Source organism: Microvirga mediterraneensis (assembly GCF_013520865.1).
In the GTDB taxonomy this organism is placed as follows: Bacteria; Pseudomonadota; Alphaproteobacteria; order Rhizobiales; family Beijerinckiaceae; genus Microvirga; species Microvirga mediterraneensis.
This window is the reverse complement of sequence record NZ_JACDXJ010000001.1, coordinates 3,804,242-3,822,943: the sequence shown is the minus strand read 5'-3', so window position 1 is coordinate 3,822,943 and position 18,702 is coordinate 3,804,242. Positions and strand designations below refer to the sequence as shown.

Here is an 18,702-nt window from a genome sequence, read left to right as displayed (position 1 = left end):
CTCATCCCATGTCGTCAACACCCCATCTCGCCCTGCCGCTCCTCGCGGCCGCGCAGGCGCAGAAGCATGTCACCCACAACGAGGCGCTCGCATCCCTCGATGCGCTCGTCCAGCTCGCGGTCAGGGAACGCAACCGCTCCGCTCCGCCGGCATTGCCCGAAGAGGGAGACCGCTATCTTGTGGGATCCGGCGCAACAGGCTCCTTCGCCACCTGGGAAGGCCATGTCGCCCTGTTCGATCTCGGAAGCTGGCGCTTCTTCGCGCCGAATCCGGGCTGGCTGGCCTATGTGGAGGCCGAAGACCTGTTCGTTGTTTTCGACGGCGACGAATGGAAGCCGTCCGGGGCGGTTCCGGATGTGATCAACAACCTGCAGCGGCTCGGGATCGGTACGACGGCGGACGATCTGAACCGCCTGTCGGTGAAGCTCAACGCGACGCTCTTTACCGCATTGGGATCCGATGAAGGCGGCACAGGGGACCTGCGCTTCGTGCTCAACAAGAGCACGGAAGCCGGAGTTCTGTCGCAGCTCTATCAGCGCGGCTACAGCGGTCGTGCGGAAACCGGCCTGATCGGCAACGACGATTTCTCCATCCGTGTTTCGGCCGACGGGAGCGCGTGGCACGATGCGCTGCTGGTGGATCACCGGACGGGCCTTGCGTCCTTCCCCTGCGGTCTCGCCAATGTGCCGGGATCGAACCTCCTGATCAATTCCGCCCTTCTCGTGAACCAGCGCAAGTTTTCAGGCGGTACCCTGGGTGCGGGCGTTTATGGTTTCGACCGCTGGAAGGGGGGCCCGGGCGGCTGCTCGCTCAGCCTCGGGGCGGACGGAACGGTGACGCTCTCCGGTGCACTCGACCAAGTGATCGACGTTGCCCACATGGCCGCCGAGTTCGGCGCGGCGAGTTTCGCAGGCGCGACCCTGACGCTCTCCGTCGAGGATCCCTCGGATCCTCTCCCCATCTTCATCGGCTCGAAGGCAGCCACGATCCCTGCGGGGAGCGGGCGCCGTTCGGCGAGCGTGACGCTCGACGGAACCGAGACGGGCAACATTACGGTGCGGCTCCAGCCGTCGGGCACGTGTTCCTTCAAGCGCGTGAAGCTCGAGGTCGGCACCTATGCGACGCCATGGACGGGCGTTCCGCTCGATATCGAGGAGCTTCGGTGCCGGCGCTATTACCAGCGCCTCGCCGTGAGCGGCGGATCCCCTGCCATCGCCGGTGCGCTCGGGCAGCGCGTGTCCACCACCAACATCGATCTTCCCTATACGCTGCCCGTGCCGATGAGAGCCGATCCTGTCGTAACGACGAGCGCGTTCGTCTGGACGAACGGGTTTCCGGCAGGCAACCAGATCGGATTCTACAACAACAGCGGGTCGGCCTGGGTGTCGCTCTCGGGAGCCCTGACGGTGACGACGCTGACGGGCGCCGGTTCATCGGCGATCGTGTTGAGGCTGCAGGCAGGCGTGTCCTTCAGCGGTGTCGCCGGCGCTGTCGGCGTCCTTTACCTGGGAAATCAGGCTTTCATCGCCCTGCAGGCGGAACTGTGAGGAATGCGCATGAAAGCTTCTCCATCGCGTTTCGATCAGGCCGTCGACCATGTGCTCAGCCATGAGGGCGGTTTCAGCCAGCACCCCCGCGATCCGGCCGGTGCCACCAAGTTCGGCATCACCCGCGACACCCTCTCCCGGGCGAAAGGCCGCCCTGCCTCCGTCACCGATGTTCGCCGCCTGTCCAGGCGGGAGGCGGTTTCCATCTATCGGCAGCTTTATTGGGACACCGTGCAAGGAGACGAGCTTCCGCCGGGGCTCGACCTCGCCGTCTTCGACCTGGCGGTCAATTCGGGTCCTGTGCGGGCGGTGGCGATGCTGCAGTCCACCCTCCAGATCGAGGCGGACGGGATCGTCGGGCCGGTCACGCTGTGTGCCGTGCGCGCAGCCGATGTCACGGAGATGATCCGCCGCCTCACGAAAGCCCGCCTGGGCTTTCTCGGCCGCCTCGCCACCTGGCCGGTCTTCGGACTGGGCTGGCGCCGGCGCGTCCTCGCCGTCGAGCAGGAAGCTCTCCGGCTCGCGTCTCTTGCATCCTCTTCACCAAGGAATATCTGACATGTTCGATACCAAGACCATCCTGGCCAGCCGTACGGTCTGGGCCAACCTCATCGGGCTCGCGGCCCTCGTCCTCGGCCTGTTCGGCTTCGACGGCTCGGCCCTCGCCACCGGGGCGGTCGAGGAAGCCTTCGTGCAGCTCATCGCAGCCGCAAGCTTCATCGCCTCGACCGTTTTCCGGATCCTGGCCACGAAACAGATTCTGAATTAGAAACATTTTCAGGGGGATGGGGCCGGTTTCCTGGCACGAAACCGGCCCTCGAAGCATTCAGAATTTGTTCATTGCGGCAAGGTCATGGTCGGTTCATGCGTCTGGTTTGGCTAGTCATAGCATTGTGGGGGGTGTCGGGGGCGGCGTTCGCGCAAAGCCCGGCGGCCGCCCTGAAGAATTGTCTGCCGCCGCGCGAGATGCAGGAGGCCGTGGCCGCCAAGGGCGTCGTCGCACCGGCCTCCGCCGTGATGACGGCACGTCGCCAGGTGCCGGGTGCCGACGTGGTCCGGGCCAGCCTGTGCCGCAACAGCAATGATCTTGTCTATGTGATCTCAGTCCTGCAGAAAGACGGTCGCATCGTGCAAGTGATGATCGAAGGCTCCTCCGGGCGCGTGAAGTCGGTCCGTTAGCGCATCGCGTGGGCTCAAGGGCCGCGCCATTGAAAGCGGATCCGGTTCTCACGCCCGGGAAGGGGCGTTAAAGGAATTCCGCATCGGATCGCTCCGATGCTCTAGGGGAAGCTCGAACCGTGCGCCTACTCGTTGTCGAAGACGACAGAACCCTCAATAAGCAGATCGTGACTGCCCTTGAGCAGGCAGGCTACGCGGTGGATACCGCCATGGACGGCGAGGAGGGGCAGTTCCTCGGAGAGACCGAGCCCTACGACGCCATCATTCTCGACCTCGGCCTTCCCAAGGTGGACGGCGTATCGGTTCTGACCGCGTGGCGCCGTGACGGACGCAAGACCCCCGTGATCATTCTCACCGCCCGCGACCGCTGGAGCGACAAGGTCCAGGGCTTCGACGCCGGGGCCGACGACTATGTCACGAAGCCCTTCCACATGGAGGAGCTTCTCGCCCGCGTCCGCGCGCTGCTGCGGCGCTCGGCCGGTCATGCCACAAGCGAAATCGCCTGCGGGCCCGTGAAGCTCGACACCCGCTCCGGCCGCGTGGCCGTGGACGGCAACCCGGTGAAGCTCACCTCCCACGAGTATCGGCTCCTGTCCTATCTGATGCATCATACGGGCCGCATCGTCTCGCGGGGCGAATTGACCGAGCATCTCTACGACCAGGATTTCGACCGGGATTCGAACACCATCGAGGTCTTCATCGGCCGCCTGCGCAAGAAGCTCGGGGTCGACATCATCCAGACCGTCCGGGGCCTGGGATACCTCCTCGATGCGGGCCAGACCAAGACGTGAGCCGTCTGCCGCCGTTCGTGCGCCGCTTCGCCAGCCGGCCCATCGCGGTCCGGCTTGCGGTCTCCTCCGTCTTCTGGAGCTTCGTGATCCTGCTGATCGCGGGTCTCATCCTGTCGACGCTCTATCGCGACAACACGGAGCGCGCTTTCGACCAGCGGCTCCTCGTCTACGCCAACACGCTCGCCTCCAACCTCGTCGGACCCGGCGACCCTGACCGGGATCTCGGACCCATCGGCGACCCGCGCTTCGAGCTGCCCCTTTCGGGCTGGTACTGGCAGGTGGCGCGCCCCAATGCGGCTTTGGGCGAAATACGGTCGTCGAAATCCTTGTTCGGCGGGCAATTGCCGAGCCTCGCCTCCGGCGACGACCGCTTCGGCCAGATCCGCCGCGGCTACGGCAAGGCTCCGGACGACCGTAACCTGCGCCTCATCGAACGCGACATCGATCTCGGCGAAGATGGGCGATATATCATCCGTGTCGCCGGTCCCGCCGACGAGATCGATGTCGCCGTGCGGGATTTCATTTTCGCGCTCACGGTCACCTTCGCGCTTCTCGGAATGGGATTGGGATTCACGACGCTGCTGCAGATCCGCTTCGGCCTGCGTCCGCTCGCCAATCTCCGTAGCGCGCTCGGGGCGATCCGGAGGGGCGAGGCGGAGCGGATCGCGGGCGAATATCCCCGCGACATTTCTCCCCTGGCCAGCGAGCTGAACCTCCTGCTCGACACCAACCGCGAGATCCTGGAGCGCGCCCGCACGCAGGTCGGCAACCTCGCCCATGCGCTCAAGACGCCGCTCAGCATCATCATGAACGAGGCCGAGAACGCGCCAGAGGACGTTGCCGCCAGGGTTCGCGAGCAGGCGACGACCATGCGCGATCAGGTGAATTATTATCTCGACCGCGCCCGCGCGGCGGCGCTCGCGGGAACGCTGGGAACGCTGACCGAAGCCGAACCCGTCATCGCTGGCCTCGCTCGCACCTTCGCCAAGATCTATCGGGACAAGGACCTGGAGGTCGAATTGGCCGTTCCGCCGGACCTGCGCTTTCGCGGCGAGAAGCAGGATTTGGAGGAGATGGCCGGCAATCTCATCGACAACGCGGCCAAATGGGCTGCCCATAAGGTGGCGGTGTCGGTCGAAATCCTGCGCGACGACGATCGGCCCCGCTTTCGTCTTCTCATCGACGACGACGGGCCCGGGCTGCCGGAGGCGGCCCGGGAGGAGGTGCTCAAGCGCGGTCGCCGGCTCGACGAAACCAAACCCGGCTCGGGCCTGGGGCTGTCGATCGTGAGCGACTTGGCGGCCCTCTATCGCGGCACCTTGAGGCTGGACGCCTCGCCCGCGGGCGGCCTCAGGGCCATCCTCGAACTCCCCGGGGATAGGAGTTCGACTTAGGGATATTTACGCGTGACACCGTGCCACCGTCGTGCTTGAGGAGGACACGCAGTAAATAGGACTTTATGGTGATCTGGATCATTCTCCTGGCGATGACGGCGGCGGCCGTGATGGCGGTGCTTTGGCCGCTGTCGCGCCATTACGCCGTGGCACGGCAGGTGGATCCGGACACGCAGTTCTATCGCGAGCAGATTTCCGAGATCGAGCGTGACCTGTCGCGCGGCGTGCTGCTGCCGGGCGAGGCCGAGGCCGCCAAGGCCGAAGCCGGTCGGCGCCTCCTGCGGGCGACGGGCTTACATGGCGAGACTCTTGCGGCCGTGGGAGAGCCGGCCCTGCGCCGCCGCCGCGCCGCTTCGACCCTGGCCGTGTCGATCATCCCGATCCTGGCGCTCGCGACCTATGAGATCTATGGCTCGCCGCAGTCGCTGAGCCGGCCCGCCGCCGAACAGGCGCCGCAGCAGGCCGGCAATGTCGACCTCATGACGGCCGTGGCCCAGATCGAATCCCATCTGGCAAAGAACCCGCAGGACGGCCGCGGCTGGGAGGTGATCGCTCCGGTCTACCTGCGCATGGGGCGCATCGACGATGCCGCGAGGGCCTATGAGGCTGCGGCCCGCTATCTGCCGCCGACCGCCGACCGCTTCGCGAATTACGGCGAGGTTCTGGTGATGGCCAGGGACGGGCTCGTGTCGGATGATGCGCAGGCTGCCTTCGAGCAGGCGCTCAAGCTCGATCCGACATCGCCGAAGGCGCGCTTCTATGTCGCCCGCGCGGCTGTCCAGGATGGACAGGTCGAGAAGGCCAAGTCTGCCTATACGGAGCTTCTGTCCTCCTCGCCTCCCGATGCGCCCTGGGTCGAAGCCGTGAAGCAGGAGCTCGCCGCCCTCGGCGCTCCTCAGGCGGCGAATCCGGCTAGCGAATCGCAGAGGATCGGCCCCGAGGCGATCGCCGGCATGGTGGCGGGCCTCGCCGGTCGCCTCGAGTCTCAGGGCGGTACGGCGGAGGAATGGGCGCGACTGATGCGCTCCTATACGGTTCTGGGCCAGCGTGATAAAGCCGTTGCTGCCGCCCGCCGCGCCAGGGAGGCGTTGGCGCAGGACAAGGACGCCTTGAAGACCATCGATATGATGGCGCAGGAACTGAAACTGACCGACGCTCAGCCATGACGAGAAAACAACGCCGTTTGACCCTGATCGGAGTCGCAGGATGTGTCCTGGCGATTGCGCTCGGTCTCGTGCTTTACGCCATGAACGACACGATCGTGTTCTTCAATTCCCCGGCCGACATCCAGGCGAAGAACGTGCAACCCGGCACGCGCATCCGCCTCGGCGGCCTCGTCAAGGAAGGCTCCGTCCAGCGCGGCTCGGATCAGCAGATCAGCTTCGAAGTCATGGACGCGCAGGCCGCGATCCAAGTGAGCTACAAGGGCCTGCTTCCCGACCTGTTCCGCGAAGGGCAGGGGGTGGTGGCCGAGGGCGTGCTCGTGAGTCCCAGCATGTTCCGGGCCGATTCCGTTCTCGCCAAGCATGACGAGAACTACATGCCCCGCGAGGTGGCCGACACCTTGAAGAAGCAAGGTCATTGGATGGGCGAGGCCAACGCCGCGCCCAAGACGCAGTAAGGTAACGCAGTAGCAAGGGAGATCCCTCGTGTTGGTCGAGGCCGGACATTTCGCACTCGCGCTGGCGCTTGGGTTGTCTCTGATCCAGTTCATCGTGCCGCTCTGGGGCGCGCGCGCCAACGATCCCGTGCTCATGGCGGTCGCGCCGACGAGCGCGCTCGCCGTGCTCGCCTGCATCGGATTCTCGTTTCTGGCGCTGACCTTCGCTTACCTGAATTCCGATTTCTCGGTGCTCAACGTCGTCCAGAACTCCCATTCGGCGAAGCCGCTGATCTACAAGATTTCCGGCGTGTGGGGAAACCATGAAGGCTCCATGCTGCTCTGGGTGCTGATCCTCGCCCTGTTCGGAGGCGTGGTGGCGCTCGCGCGAAACAACATCCCCCTCCGGCTGCAGGCGAACACGCTGGCCGTACAGGCCTCGATCACCATCGCGTTCCTGCTCTTCATCCTCACCACGTCGAACCCATTCACGCGCGTCATCCCGGCCGCGCCCGAGGGGCAGGATCTGAACCCGCTGCTGCAGGATCCAGGCCTCGCGATCCATCCGCCGCTGCTCTACATCGGCTATGTGGGGTTCTCGATTTCCTTCGCCTTCGCCTGCGCGGCCCTGATCGACGGACGCATCGACGCGGTCTGGGCCCGGATCGTGCGGCCCTGGACGCTTGGAGCCTGGGCGTTCCTGACGCTGGGCATCGCCATGGGCTCCTACTGGGCTTATTACGAGCTCGGCTGGGGCGGCTGGTGGTTCTGGGATCCGGTGGAGAACGCCTCGCTCATGCCATGGCTCGCAGGCACGGCGCTTGTGCATTCCACCGTGGTGATGGAAAAGCGCGACGCGCTGAAGGTCTGGACCATCCTTCTCGCCATCCTGACCTTCTCCCTGTCGCTTCTCGGCACGTTCCTGGTCCGCTCCGGCGTTCTCACCTCGGTGCATTCCTTCGCGGTCGATCCGGAGCGTGGAACGTTCATCCTCGGCATTCTCATCCTGTTCATCGGCGGATCGCTCGCGCTCTTTGCCTGGCGCGCGCCGATGCTCAGGCAAGGCGGCCTGTTCGCGCCCGTTTCCCCCGAGGGCGCGCTCGTTCTCAACAATCTCTTTCTCGCCAGCGCCTGCGCCACGGGGTTCATCGGCACGCTCTATCCTCTGGCCCTGGAAGTGCTGACGGGCGAGAAGATCTCGGTCGGGGCGCCGTTCTTCAACTTCACCTTCCTGCCGCTGATCGTTCCGCTGCTGCTGCTGCTGCCGCTCGGCCAGACGCTCGCCTGGAAGCGCGGCAACTTCCTCGGGACGGCCCAGCGTCTCTATACGGTGTTCGGCATCGCGCTCCTGGTCACCCTCGCGCTGTTCGCTCTCCAGCATGGCGGGCCGGTGGCGGCGCCGCTCGGCGTGGGGCTTGGCGTCTATCTGGTGCTCGGCTCCCTCAATGAGATCGTCACCCGCTCCTGGTCCAAGGGCACGCCCCTGTCCGTAGCCTGGCGGAAAGCGCGCGGCCTGCCGCGCTCGGCCTGGGGAACGGCCATCGCCCATGCGGGCGTGGGCTTGACGGTCATCGGCATCGCCGCGACCGCCTGGGGCGTCGAGGCCATCGGCAGCCTGAAGCCCGGCGAGCGCCTCAAGGCGGGCGACTACGAGGTGCGGCTGGAGCGGGTAACCCCGCGTGTCGAGGCCAATTACCGCGAGGATGTCGCACTCCTGACGGTCATCGGTTCCGGCCGCGAACTCGGGACGATCGAAACCATGAAGCGGCTCTACGTGACTCGCGGCATGCCGACCACGGAAGCCGGCATCATGACCATCGGGCTCGGTCAGGTCTATGCCAGCGTCGGCGAGATCCAGGCGGACGGGTCCATCGGCATGCGGCTCTATCACAAGCCGCTGGTCCTGCTGATCTGGATCGGTTCCCTCGTGATGGCGGCGGGCGGTGCGCTGTCGCTTACGGATCGGCGCATGCGCATCGGTGCACCGGCCCGCGCGAAGGTGGTTCCGTCCGCTGCCGTCCCCGCGGAGTAGGCCATGCGGTTCGTTCTCGCCTTCATTGCGGCTCTCCTTCTCAGCGGCGCGGTCTTCGCCGTACAGCCCGACGAGGTACTCAAGGATCCGGCGCTGGAAAAGCGCGCCCGCGAGATCTCATCAGGCCTGCGCTGCCTCGTGTGCCAGAACCAGTCCATCGACGATTCCGATGCGCAGCTCGCCAAGGATCTCCGGCTCCTGGTGCGCGAGCGTCTGGTGGCGGGCGACACGGACGGCCAGGTGCGCGACTTCCTCGTGCAGCGCTACGGCGAGTTCGTGCTGCTGAAGCCCACCTTCCGCACCCATACTCTGCTGCTCTGGCTGACACCCGCCCTCGTCCTTGTCCTCGGCGGCATCGGCGCCTATGCAGCCATGCGACGTCGCCCCCGCGTCGCCCCCGCGCTCGATGCCGAGGAGCAGAAGGCGCTGGACGATCTGCTCAAGCGGGATCAGAGCGCTTGAGGTCATGCCGCAGCAGCGGGTGAAGGAAGCGGCATCGAACAAGTCCGCATCCCTTGCGTTAAGCACGTCCGCTCCTTTGTGTTGATCATGCCGTTTTGTCGCGGTGCCAAGCGTGGCGCCGGCTGATATCGGGCTTTCACATCTCCCGATATCTCCCGCGAAAGGTACGGTCGTGAAGCTTGCGGCCTATGGATTGTGTCTGATCCTTCTTGCTCTGCCTTCCGCGGTTCGATCGAGTGAAAATCTCGCCGACAAGCGCGAGGCATGCCGCATCGAGGCGAGAAGCCGTATCGCGCCCAAGGGCAAGATCAAGGTCGACGACTACCGCCGCATCGTCCAACGCCGCGCGACCTATGTCACGCAATGCATCGGCCGGAGCGTGGTGGCGAGCAGCAACGCTCCGTCCCCGCCGCGACGGGTGCTCGACGATGCCACGGCTGGCGGCGGACGGCCCGCCGCCGCATCGAGCCCCGTCAAGCCTCAACGCGAGGCAGGGCGGGCGAAACCTTCCCGGACGAAGGTGGCCTCCACCAGGACGGCCAAGGCTGCGAAGGCCAGGGAGAGGAAGGGCAAGCCGCCGTCTCGAAGGGGGCGGTGAAGCCGTTGGGCCGCCCTCCCGAAACCTTACCAACAATTCATCTGCGGGTGAGGGTACCGTAAGGCTTGAACCCCCATCTTGCTCTCATGACGAACCAACAAGCGTTCTTCGAGGAGAGACAAGACATGTTGGACAAGGTTTCCACTCCCGCCCGCAAGCGCACCGCGAAGTGGCTCGGCGCAGCGGCCGTGGCCGCGCTCATCGCGGGCGGCGCCGTCGATAGCGGTTTGATTGCTCCCAATCCCGCCCATGCCGAGCTGCGCTCCATGTCGCAGCCGATGCAGGGCATGCCGTCCTTCGCCGATATGATCGACCGGGTGAAGCCTGCCGTCGTGGCCGGGAAGGTCAAGGTGCAGAATGTGGCCGCCCAGGGTGACGACGAGGATGGTCAGCAGTTCTCGATGCCCGATTTCCCGCCCGGCAGCCCGATGGAGCGCTTCTTCCGCCAGTTCCGCGATCAGCAGATGCCCGGCCGCGGCGATCGGGGCGAACGCTCGCAGCGCCCGCGCCAGTTCGGCCAGGCCCTCGGCTCCGGCTTCTTCATTTCGGCTGACGGATATGTCGTGACGAACAATCACGTGGTCGAGAACGGCTCCCAGGTCACCGTAACCATGGATGACGGCAAGGAGCTGAGCGCCAAGGTGATCGGCACCGATCCCAAGACGGACCTCGCGCTGCTGAAGGTCGAGGGCAACGACTTCCCCTATGTACGCCTCGCTCCGCAGAAGGCCCGCATCGGCGATTGGGTCCTGGCCGTCGGCAACCCGTTCGGCCTCGGCGGCACCGTGACGGCCGGCATCGTTTCGGCTCAGCACCGGGACATCGGATCGGGTCCGTACGACGACTTCATCCAGATCGACGCGCCCGTGAACAAGGGCAACTCGGGCGGCCCGACCTTCAACCTCTCGGGTGAGGTCGTGGGCGTGAACACGGCGATCTACTCGCCGTCCGGCGGCAGCGTCGGCATCGCCTTCGCCATCCCGGCGAGCACCGTCGAGCAGGTTGTCGCCTCGCTCAAGGACAAGGGCTCCGTGACCCGCGGTTTCATCGGCGTGCAGATGCAGCCGGTGACCAAGGAAATCGCCGAGGCCATCGGCCTCAAGGAGCCCAAGGGCGCCCTCGTGGCCGAGGCTCTGAAGGACAGTCCTGCCGCCAAGGCGGGTGTCCAGACTGGCGATACCATCATCGCGGTCGACGGCGAGCCGATCAAGGAAGCCAAGGACCTGTCGCGGAAGATCGCGAACGTGGCCCCCGGCAAGTCCGTGTCGCTCACGCTCTGGCGCCAGGGCCAGGAGCGGACCGTGAAACTCGAGGTCGGGAGTCAGCCCAAGGCCTGATTCAGCGGGCCTGATCCACATCAAGAGTAAAAGGCACCGGGCTTTGTAGTTGATCGCCCCCCGCACCTGGTGTCTTCTGCCCACGGCAGGTCGGCCTCTTCCCCTCCAAGGCCGGCCTGCCGTCGGGCATTTCATTGCGTTTCGAGGAGGCTCATGCGGATTCTCATCATCGAGGACGACAAAGAGGCGGCCTCCTACCTCGTGAAGGCGTTTCGCGAAGCGGGCCATGTGGCGGACCATGCCGCCGACGGGCTCGACGGCTATGCCCTGGCCGAGGAGGGGGATTACGACGTGCTCGTGGTCGACCGCATGCTGCCCAAGCTCGACGGCCTCTCCCTCATCCGCTCCCTGCGCGAGCAGCGGGTCGAGACGCCGGTCCTCATCCTGTCTGCGCTGGGGCAAGTCGACGATCGGGTGAAGGGCCTGCGCGCCGGCGGCGACGATTATCTCCCCAAGCCCTATGCCTTCTCCGAGCTTCTGGCCCGCGTCGAGGTGCTCTCGCGCCGCCGGGCATCGACTCCCACCACGGAGCCGACACTCTATCGCATCGCCGATCTCGAACTCGATCGCCTGTCGCACCGCGTGACGCGCTCGGGCCAGGAAATCGTGCTGCAGCCGCGCGAGTTCCGGCTGCTCGAATATCTGATGAAGAATGCCAACCAGGTGGTCACCCGCACCATGCTGCTGGAGCATGTGTGGGATTATCATTTCGATCCGCAGACGAACGTGATCGACGTTCACGTGTCGCGGCTGCGCGCCAAGATCGACAAGGGTTTCGACAAGCCGCTGATCCATACCATCCGGGGCGCAGGCTACATGGTGCGCGTCGGCCAGGAGGGCGACGAGGAATGAGCGTGCGGCGATGAACGCTTCCATGACCGCCCTCGGCAAGCTCGTCCGGACGACCGCCTTCAAGCTGTCCTTCGCCTATCTGCTCATCTTCACCATCTTCGCCTTCGTGGGTCTCGGCTATGTGGCCTGGAACGCCCAACGGCTGCTCACCGATCAGTTCGTGTCCACCATCGAGAGCGAGATCAACAGCCTCTCCGACCAGTACAGGTTCGGCGGCCTGCGCCGCCTCGTGAACATCGTCGAGCGGCGCTCTCGGGCGCCGGGCGCCATGCTCTATCTCGTCACGACGGAGGCAGGCGAGAGGGTCGCGGGCAATGTGGGCGCGCTGCCGCCGGGCGTCATCGGCCGCACGGGGCAGTTCGAGACGCTCTACAACCGCACTGATGAAACTGAGGCACGGCCTGATATGGCCATCGTGCGCGTCTACCTTCTCCCCGGCGGATTCAGACTTCTCGTGGGCCGCGACATCGAGGAGCGCAGGCGTCTTCAGGAGGTCATCTACCGCGCCTTCGGATACTCGCTGCTCTTCATCGTCGTGTTGGGCTGCGTCGGCGGCTGGTTCATCACGCGGCGCGTCCTGAAACGCGTCGACGACATGACGGAGATCACGCGGCACATCATGGCGGGCGACCTGGGCGGGCGGCTGACGATTGCCGGAACCGGAGACGAGCTCGACCGTCTCGCCCAGAACCTCAACGACATGCTGGACCGTATGGGCGAATTGATGCGCGGCATGCAGGAGGTCTCGGATAATATCGCCCATGACCTGAAAACGCCTCTGACGCGCCTGCGCAACAAGGCGGATGAAGCCCTGCGCACGGCGAGCACGCCCGACGAGCTGAAATCGGCCCTCGAGGCGACCATCGAGGAAAGCGACAATCTGATCCGCATCTTCAACGCGCTGCTCATGATCGCGCGTTTGGAAGCCGGCAATGCACGCGACGCGTTGGCGGATTTCGACGCCGCCGAGGCGGTGCGGGACGTGGCGGAGCTCTACGATGCGCTGGCCGAAGAGGCCGGTGTGTCGCTCGAAGTTTCCGTGGAGGACGATCTGCCGATCCATGGCAGCCGCGAGCTTCTGGGCCAGGCCATGGCGAACCTCCTCGACAATGCGTTGAAATACGGCGCTTCCGCCGGTGCGCCCCAGGCGATCAGCGTGTCGGCCCAGCGGAATGGCGGCGAGGTGCGGATCGTCGTGGCCGATCGCGGCCCCGGCATCCCGGAGGCGGAGCGCGGTCGCGTCCTGGAGCGGTTCGTTCGGCTGGAGACGGCGCGTTCGCGTCCCGGTTTCGGCCTCGGTCTCAGCCTGGCCGCCGCCGTGGCCCGGCTCCATGGCGGGAGCCTGCTGCTGGAGGACAACGAACCCGGATTGCGGGTTGTCCTGGCCTTGCCCCTAAAGGCCATCGAGCTGCCGCAGGCTCCTCTGCAATCCGCCGCCTGACCCGTCGAGCCGGATCATGCCGGCACTTTTCTGTTGCCTCCGGCGCCCCGGCGTGAACACTCAGGGCCGATAGCAGAACCCGATGGATAGGCCGTGCCCGACCGGACGAACTCACTTCTCGACCGCCTGACGAGGGCCCCTTTGGTGGCCGACACGAAGCGCGCGAAGGCGCAATTGGCGGATTTCATCAAGCGCATCCGGGAGGAACCTGAGGCAGGGGAGCTGCTGAAGCACCTCGACGGCGGAACGTTTCACGATCTTCTTCTGGGACTGTCCGATCATTCCCCCTTCCTGTGGCAACTCGTGGTCAACGATCCGGCCAGGATGACGAGGCTTGCGTCAGCGGCGCCCGAGGCATCGCATCGCGCCATCGTCGACAGCCAGTCCACCCTCTTCCGGGCGGTGCGGTCCGGCGCGATGACGCGCACCGATGCCGTGCGCGCCTTCCGGCAGAACCGCAACGCCCATGCGCTTCTCGTGGCCCTCGCCGATATCGGGGGCGTCTGGAGCACGGAGGAGGTCACGCAGGCTCTCTCCGATTTCGCCGATGCCTCGGTGGCCGGCGGCGTAAACCTGGTGCTGACCGAGACGGCCGATCTCGGCCGCATCAATCTCACGAACCCCGACGCTCCGGGGGAGGGTTCCGGCTTCACCGTGCTGGCGCTCGGCAAGCACGGGGCGGGCGAGCTCAATTATTCCAGCGATATCGACCTCGTGATCTTCTTCGATCCCGGCACGACGGTTCTGAAGGATAACTCCGAGGCGGCGACAATCTATACGCGGATCGCCCAGCAGCTCGCCAAGCTCCTGCAGGAGCGCACCGCCGATGGATACGTGCATCGCGTCGATTACCGCCTGCGCCCGGATCCGGGATCGACTCCGACGGCCGTGTCGCTGTCGTCGGCCTATGTTTATTACGAGACGGTCGGGCAGAATTGGGAACGCGCGGCCTTCATCAAGGCGCGGCCGGTGGCGGGCGATCTCGCACTCGGCGAGACATTTCTGAAGGAGCTTTGCCCCTTCATCTGGCGCAAGTATTTCGACTTCGCCTCCATCGCCGACGTGCACGCCATGAAGCGGCAGATCCATGCGGTGCGAGGGCATGACGAGATCGCAGTCGCGGGCCACGACATCAAGCTCGGACGCGGCGGCATCCGCGAGATCGAGTTCTTCGTCCAGACGCAGCAGCTCGTCTTCGGCGGCCGCCGTCCCAATCTGCGGGGCCGCCGCACCCTAGACATGCTCAAGGCTCTACACGACGAGGGCTGGATCACCGCGAAGGCGCGCGACGAACTCTCCGACGCCTATCGTTTCCTGCGCACCATCGAGCACAGGCTGCAGATGGTGGCCGATGAGCAGACGCAGCGCCTGCCGTCGGACGAGGAGCAGCTCAAGCGCTTCGCCAAGTTCTGCGGCTATGCCACCTTGAAGGCCTTCGCGAAGGCCCTCACCGATCAGGCGAGGATCGTGCAGGGCCATTACGCGCTGCTCTTCGAGGAGGGGCCGGAGCTCGCCTCCGACGTGGGCAGCCTCGTCTTCACGGGAACGGGGGACGATCCGGAGACCCTTTCCACCCTTCGGCGCTTAGGCTTTCGCGAGCCCGAGCGTGCGGCGGAAACGGTGCGCGGCTGGCATTTCGGCCGCCGTCCCGCAATCCAGAGCGCGCGTGCCCGGGAAGTGCTCACCGAGCTCACTCCGGCGTTATTGTCCGCACTCGGCGGCACTGCCGATCCGGACGGTGCTCTCGCGGCTCTCGACCGCGCCTTCGGCCGCATGCCGGCCGCCGTCGAGCTTCTCACCATCCTGCAATCACACGACCGGCTACGGCTTCTCTTTGCGGATCTTCTCGGCACGGCACCGCGCCTCGCCGATACGGTGGCGCAATCGCCGCATGTGCTCGACGCATTGATCGATCCTGCCTTCGGAACCCCCACCACGGACGACGAAGCCATTGAGGAGCAGGTACGCCAGCTCATCGGCTCAGTGCGCGATTTCGAGGACTTTCTGGATCGCATCCGCGATGCCGCGCGCCAGATGCGCTTCGTGACCGGCGCGAGGCTTCTCTCCGGCGTCCTGTCTCCCGCTCAGGCGGGGGAAGCTTATGCGGCGATTGCCCGCGCGGTCATCCGCGCATCCTTCGAAGAGGTCCGCCGGGCTTTCGAAAGCGAGCATGGCACGGTGCCGGGTGCCAGGGTTGCGGTCCTGGGCCTCGGGCGGCTGGGCAGCCGCGAACTCACCGCAGGCTCCGACCTCGACCTCGTGGTGATCTACGATTTCGATGAGAACGCCCGCGAAAGCACCGGTCCGCGCAGCCTCGACGCCGTCGTCTATCATACGCGTCTCACGCAGCGTCTCGTCTCCGCGCTTACCGTGCCGACGCGGCGCGGTCTGCTCTACGAGGTGGATCTGCGCCTGCGTCCGCAAGGTGGGAAAGGGCCGGTCGCCTCGCAGTTCAAGGGCTTCGTGAGCTATCAGACGTCCGAAGCCGATCTTTGGGAGCACATGGCGCTTACCCGTGCCCGCGTCCTGGCGGGCGATGAGGAATTCGGCGCAGACGTCTCTGATGCCATAATCAGCATTCTCAGCCCGAAGCGCGATCCCAAGGCGGTGTTCAAGGAAGTGCGTGCCATGCGCGAATTGATCGCGCAGGAGAAGGGCGACAGCGATCCCTGGGACCTGAAGCTTGCCCGCGGCGGTCTCACGGATCTCGACTTCATCGCGCAAGCCCTCGTACTGGCCCACGGTCATGTTCATCCGTCGCTGATCGGGCAGGCTGCCGAGGGAGTTTTCGCGAAGGCTCAGGACGAAGGCTTGTTGGACAGCGAGGATGCGAGGTCGCTGATCGAGGCGCACAAGCTCTTCAACGACATTTTCCAGTGGCAGCGGCTGACGATCGAGGGGCGCTTCGACGCGGAGACGGCGCCCAAGCCGATCCTGAAGAGGCTGTCGACGGTGGCAGGTTTACCGAACGAGACCGTGTTGCTGTCGCATCTGTCCGACACGTACCGGCAGGTGACGGAGATCTACAAGGCCGTTCTGAAGTAAGGTTCTGCCTGCCGTCGCGCAGGATCTTTCAGCCTCAGAAAAGGCGCCTGGGCAGATGCCCTGGGCGCCATTTTGTTTTCCGGATCGCTGCAGGAGCTTACGCCGCCGCATCGGCCAGAGCGATGTCCGCATTGGTGGCTTCGGTGAGCGGCAGGTGGACGAGCACAATGGTGCCGACGCCTTCCTGGCTTCTGATGCGCAAGCTGCCGCCGTGGAGCTCGGCGAGGGAGCGGGCGATGGCGAGGCCGAGGCCCGAGCCCTTGTAGCTCTTCGAGAACTCGGTCTCGACCTGCTCGAACGGCTGCCCGAGCTTGTGCAGGGCGTGATCGGGAATACCGATGCCGTTGTCTTCCACGTAGATGTTGACCGCATTTCCTGCTTGGCGGGTTCGCACCGTGATGCAGCCGCCGTCGCTCGTGAACTTCGTGGCGTTCTGGAGCAGGTTGACGAGGATCTGGTGGAGCGCGCGCTCGTCCGCCGGAACGATGATGTCCTCGGGGTTCACGTCGACCGTGACGGAGAGATTCTTGGCTTTCGTCTGCTCGCCCACGAGTTTGAGGGCGCGCTGGATCGATGCGTGGACCTCGATCGGCTGCTTGGTAAGCGAGGTGCGGCCCGCCTCGATGCGCGACATGTCGAGAATATCGTTGATCACCGACAGGAGATATTCGCCGCTCGAGCGGATGTCGGAGCAGTATTCCTCATACTTCTCGGAGCCGAGCGAGCCGAAGATGCCGCTCTGCATCACTTCCGCAAATCCGATGATGGCGTTGAGCGGCGTGCGCAGCTCGTGGCTCATATTGGCGAGGAACTCGGACTTCGCCCGGTTGGCGCTCTCGGCCTGCGCCTTCTGGTCGAGATAGCGTTCTGCGAGATCCGCGAGTTGGTGGGTCTGCGCTTCGAGCTTCTGTCGCGACTGCTTGAGGTCGAGAACCGTGGCGATGAGCTCCTTCTCGGACTCGACGAGACGATGCTCGTGGCGCTTGAGCGCGGTAATATCCGTGCCGACCGACACGTAGCCGCCGTCCTTCGTGCGCCGCTCGTTGATCTGCAGCCAGCGTCCGTCCTGCAGGCGTGCCTCGAAGGTGCGCGCGCCCACATCCTGCTGCTCACGGCGAAGGAACTGATGCTGCACTTCCGGCGGGCGTCCGAGAGCCATCACTTCCGCATAGGACTTGCCCTGAAGCTGCGCATCCGCCGGCAGCTCGTGCAGCTTCTGGAATTTCGAGTTGCAGAGCACGAGGTTGTTGTTGGCATCCCACAGCACGAAGGCTTCGGAGATCGCCTCGATGGCATCGTGCAGGCGGGCATCGGCCTTTGCGGTCTTCTCTTCGAGGCCCCGCTGCTCGGTCACGTCGACGGCGATACCGACGAGGTGGCTCGCCGCATCGTCCGGATCGTTCATCAACTCGGCGCGAGCGCGCAACCATACCCAATCGCCCGAGATGCTGCGGATGCGGAACTCGTAGTCCACGAGGGAGGTGCTGGCGGAGGCAAGCTGCTCGGCCAGGGTGAACAGGTCCTGATCCTCGGGATGGATCATGGTGTTCACTTCGCCGAAGGACAGGAACTCGTCCTGCCGCTCGTAGCCCAGGAGTTCGTACATCGAGTCGGACCAGTAGATGCGTCCGCGGCCGATATCCCAGTCCCACAACCCGCAGCGTCCGCGGTTGAGCGCGGAATCGATCCTGTCGCGCACCTTCTCGCACACCTCGTCGGCGGCGCGGGCGCGGTTCGCCTGCATCACATAAGCCACGCCGATGCCGAGCAGGACCATGATCGTGGCGCCGAGCAGCGAGACATGGCCGATGGTGCGCGTCCACCAGCCGGAGAGAATGTGCGGCATCGGCTGCACGAGCGCGATCTGGCCGGAAGAAGCATGAAGTGCGCGGACGGTCGCCATGCCCTCGGTGCCGCCGGGAAGCTTGATCGTCATCACGCCGGCGCGGTCTGCGAACAGCATCAGGGGCTGAGCTTCTCCCAGAATGTCCGTCAGCTTCGCCGGTGCTTCGTCCATCGGCGGATAGACGGCGAGAACAATGCCTGCCTGATCGACGAGCATGAGAGAACGGTTCTGGGTCAGGGCGCTCGGCGGCATGTCCTTCGCCAAGCGCTCAAGCTGAGCCAACGCCTGCGCCCGGTCAGCCGGGGCGCGGGCGGTGCCGAGCTTCGCGGCCGAGAGCGACGCGATGATGTCGATGTCGTTGATGGCGTCGAAGAGCGTGTCCTTGCGGCCGTCGCGGATCTGGATCCAGGCGCTGCCGGCAAGGGTGATCAGGAACAGGACCAGAAGGGCAGGGACTGCGAGCCTCAGCAGAGGCTCATATTGCTCGAGCCGACGATAGGCCGGATTCGCATCCGATCGCGTCACTCCTAGAATCGTACCCGCGCGTGCGGGTACGCATGCGGTCACCGCCCCCGCCA

The 18,702-nt window shown here is 65.3% G+C and carries 16 protein-coding genes; 15 read left to right on the top strand and 1 reads right to left on the bottom strand.

All coding sequences use genetic code 11. The annotated features are described in order from the left end of the window. The first annotated feature begins 8 nt into the window (after positions 1–8). The 15 genes from H0S73_RS18210 (at position 9) to H0S73_RS18140 (ending at position 16,278) form a co-directional block, all read left to right on the top strand. Entirely contained in the window at positions 9–1,547 is a 1,539-nt protein-coding gene (locus H0S73_RS18210) for a DUF2793 domain-containing protein (protein ID WP_181053473.1), read from the top strand. Positions 1,548–1,556: 9 nt separating this feature from the next. After that, positions 1,557–2,105, top strand: a complete 549-nt coding sequence (locus H0S73_RS18205; RefSeq protein WP_181053472.1) for a glycoside hydrolase family 108 protein — start codon at positions 1,557–1,559, stop codon at positions 2,103–2,105. Position 2,106: 1 nt separating this feature from the next. Continuing rightward, positions 2,107–2,316 carry a hypothetical protein gene (locus H0S73_RS18200; protein WP_181053471.1) on the top strand — a complete coding sequence of 70 codons (210 nt, stop codon included), beginning with the start codon at positions 2,107–2,109 and terminating at the stop codon, positions 2,314–2,316. Positions 2,317–2,411: 95 nt separating this feature from the next. Next, the gene (locus tag H0S73_RS18195; protein ID WP_181053470.1) at positions 2,412–2,726 is read left to right on the top strand and encodes a PepSY domain-containing protein; all 315 of its coding nucleotides are present in this window, start codon (positions 2,412–2,414) and stop codon (positions 2,724–2,726) included. Positions 2,727–2,845: 119 nt separating this feature from the next. After that, the gene (locus H0S73_RS18190) at positions 2,846–3,517 is read left to right on the top strand and encodes a response regulator transcription factor (RefSeq protein WP_181053469.1); all 672 of its coding nucleotides are present in this window, start codon (positions 2,846–2,848) and stop codon (positions 3,515–3,517) included. Further along, positions 3,514–4,911, top strand: coding sequence for an ATP-binding protein (locus H0S73_RS18185; protein ID WP_181053468.1), 1,398 nt, complete (start codon positions 3,514–3,516; stop codon positions 4,909–4,911). The genes H0S73_RS18190 and H0S73_RS18185 overlap by 4 nt, the downstream gene beginning before the upstream one ends. A 65-nt stretch (positions 4,912–4,976) precedes the next feature. Then, positions 4,977–6,077, top strand: a complete 1,101-nt coding sequence (gene ccmI / locus H0S73_RS18180) for a c-type cytochrome biogenesis protein CcmI (RefSeq protein WP_181053467.1) — start codon at positions 4,977–4,979, stop codon at positions 6,075–6,077. Beyond that, entirely contained in the window at positions 6,074–6,532 is a 459-nt protein-coding gene (ccmE, locus tag H0S73_RS18175) for a cytochrome c maturation protein CcmE (RefSeq protein ID WP_181053466.1), read from the top strand. The genes ccmI and ccmE overlap by 4 nt, the downstream gene beginning before the upstream one ends. A gap of 28 nt (positions 6,533–6,560) precedes the next feature. Next, positions 6,561–8,543, top strand: coding sequence for a heme lyase CcmF/NrfE family subunit (locus H0S73_RS18170; RefSeq protein ID WP_181053465.1), 1,983 nt, complete (start codon positions 6,561–6,563; stop codon positions 8,541–8,543). Positions 8,544–8,546: 3 nt separating this feature from the next. Beyond that, positions 8,547–9,005 (top strand): cytochrome c-type biogenesis protein, encoded by a 459-nt coding sequence (locus tag H0S73_RS18165; RefSeq protein WP_181053464.1) that lies wholly within the window; start codon positions 8,547–8,549, stop codon positions 9,003–9,005. A gap of 172 nt (positions 9,006–9,177) precedes the next feature. Continuing rightward, positions 9,178–9,603 (top strand): hypothetical protein, encoded by a 426-nt coding sequence (locus H0S73_RS18160; RefSeq protein WP_181053463.1) that lies wholly within the window; start codon positions 9,178–9,180, stop codon positions 9,601–9,603. A 125-nt stretch (positions 9,604–9,728) separates the two neighbouring features. Further along, positions 9,729–10,940: a S1C family serine protease gene (locus tag H0S73_RS18155; RefSeq protein WP_181053462.1), complete on the top strand. Its 1,212-nt coding sequence runs from the start codon at positions 9,729–9,731 to the stop codon at positions 10,938–10,940. Positions 10,941–11,093: 153 nt separating this feature from the next. Then, a complete protein-coding gene (locus H0S73_RS18150) occupies positions 11,094–11,792 on the top strand; it encodes a response regulator transcription factor (protein WP_181053461.1) in 699 nt (232 codons plus the stop codon). Positions 11,793–11,802: 10 nt separating this feature from the next. Next, positions 11,803–13,233 carry a HAMP domain-containing sensor histidine kinase gene (locus tag H0S73_RS18145; RefSeq protein WP_181053460.1) on the top strand — a complete coding sequence of 477 codons (1,431 nt, stop codon included), beginning with the start codon at positions 11,803–11,805 and terminating at the stop codon, positions 13,231–13,233. A gap of 93 nt (positions 13,234–13,326) precedes the next feature. Continuing rightward, positions 13,327–16,278 carry a bifunctional [glutamine synthetase] adenylyltransferase/[glutamine synthetase]-adenylyl-L-tyrosine phosphorylase gene (locus H0S73_RS18140; protein WP_181053459.1) on the top strand — a complete coding sequence of 984 codons (2,952 nt, stop codon included), beginning with the start codon at positions 13,327–13,329 and terminating at the stop codon, positions 16,276–16,278. 97 nt (positions 16,279–16,375) lie between these two features. On the opposite strand, the gene H0S73_RS18135 is transcribed toward H0S73_RS18140, so the two are convergent. Continuing rightward, complete coding sequence (locus H0S73_RS18135) at positions 16,376–18,649, bottom strand: PAS domain-containing sensor histidine kinase (protein WP_343058404.1); 2,274 nt, start codon at positions 18,647–18,649, stop codon at positions 16,376–16,378. Between the last annotated feature and the right edge of the window lie 53 nt (positions 18,650–18,702).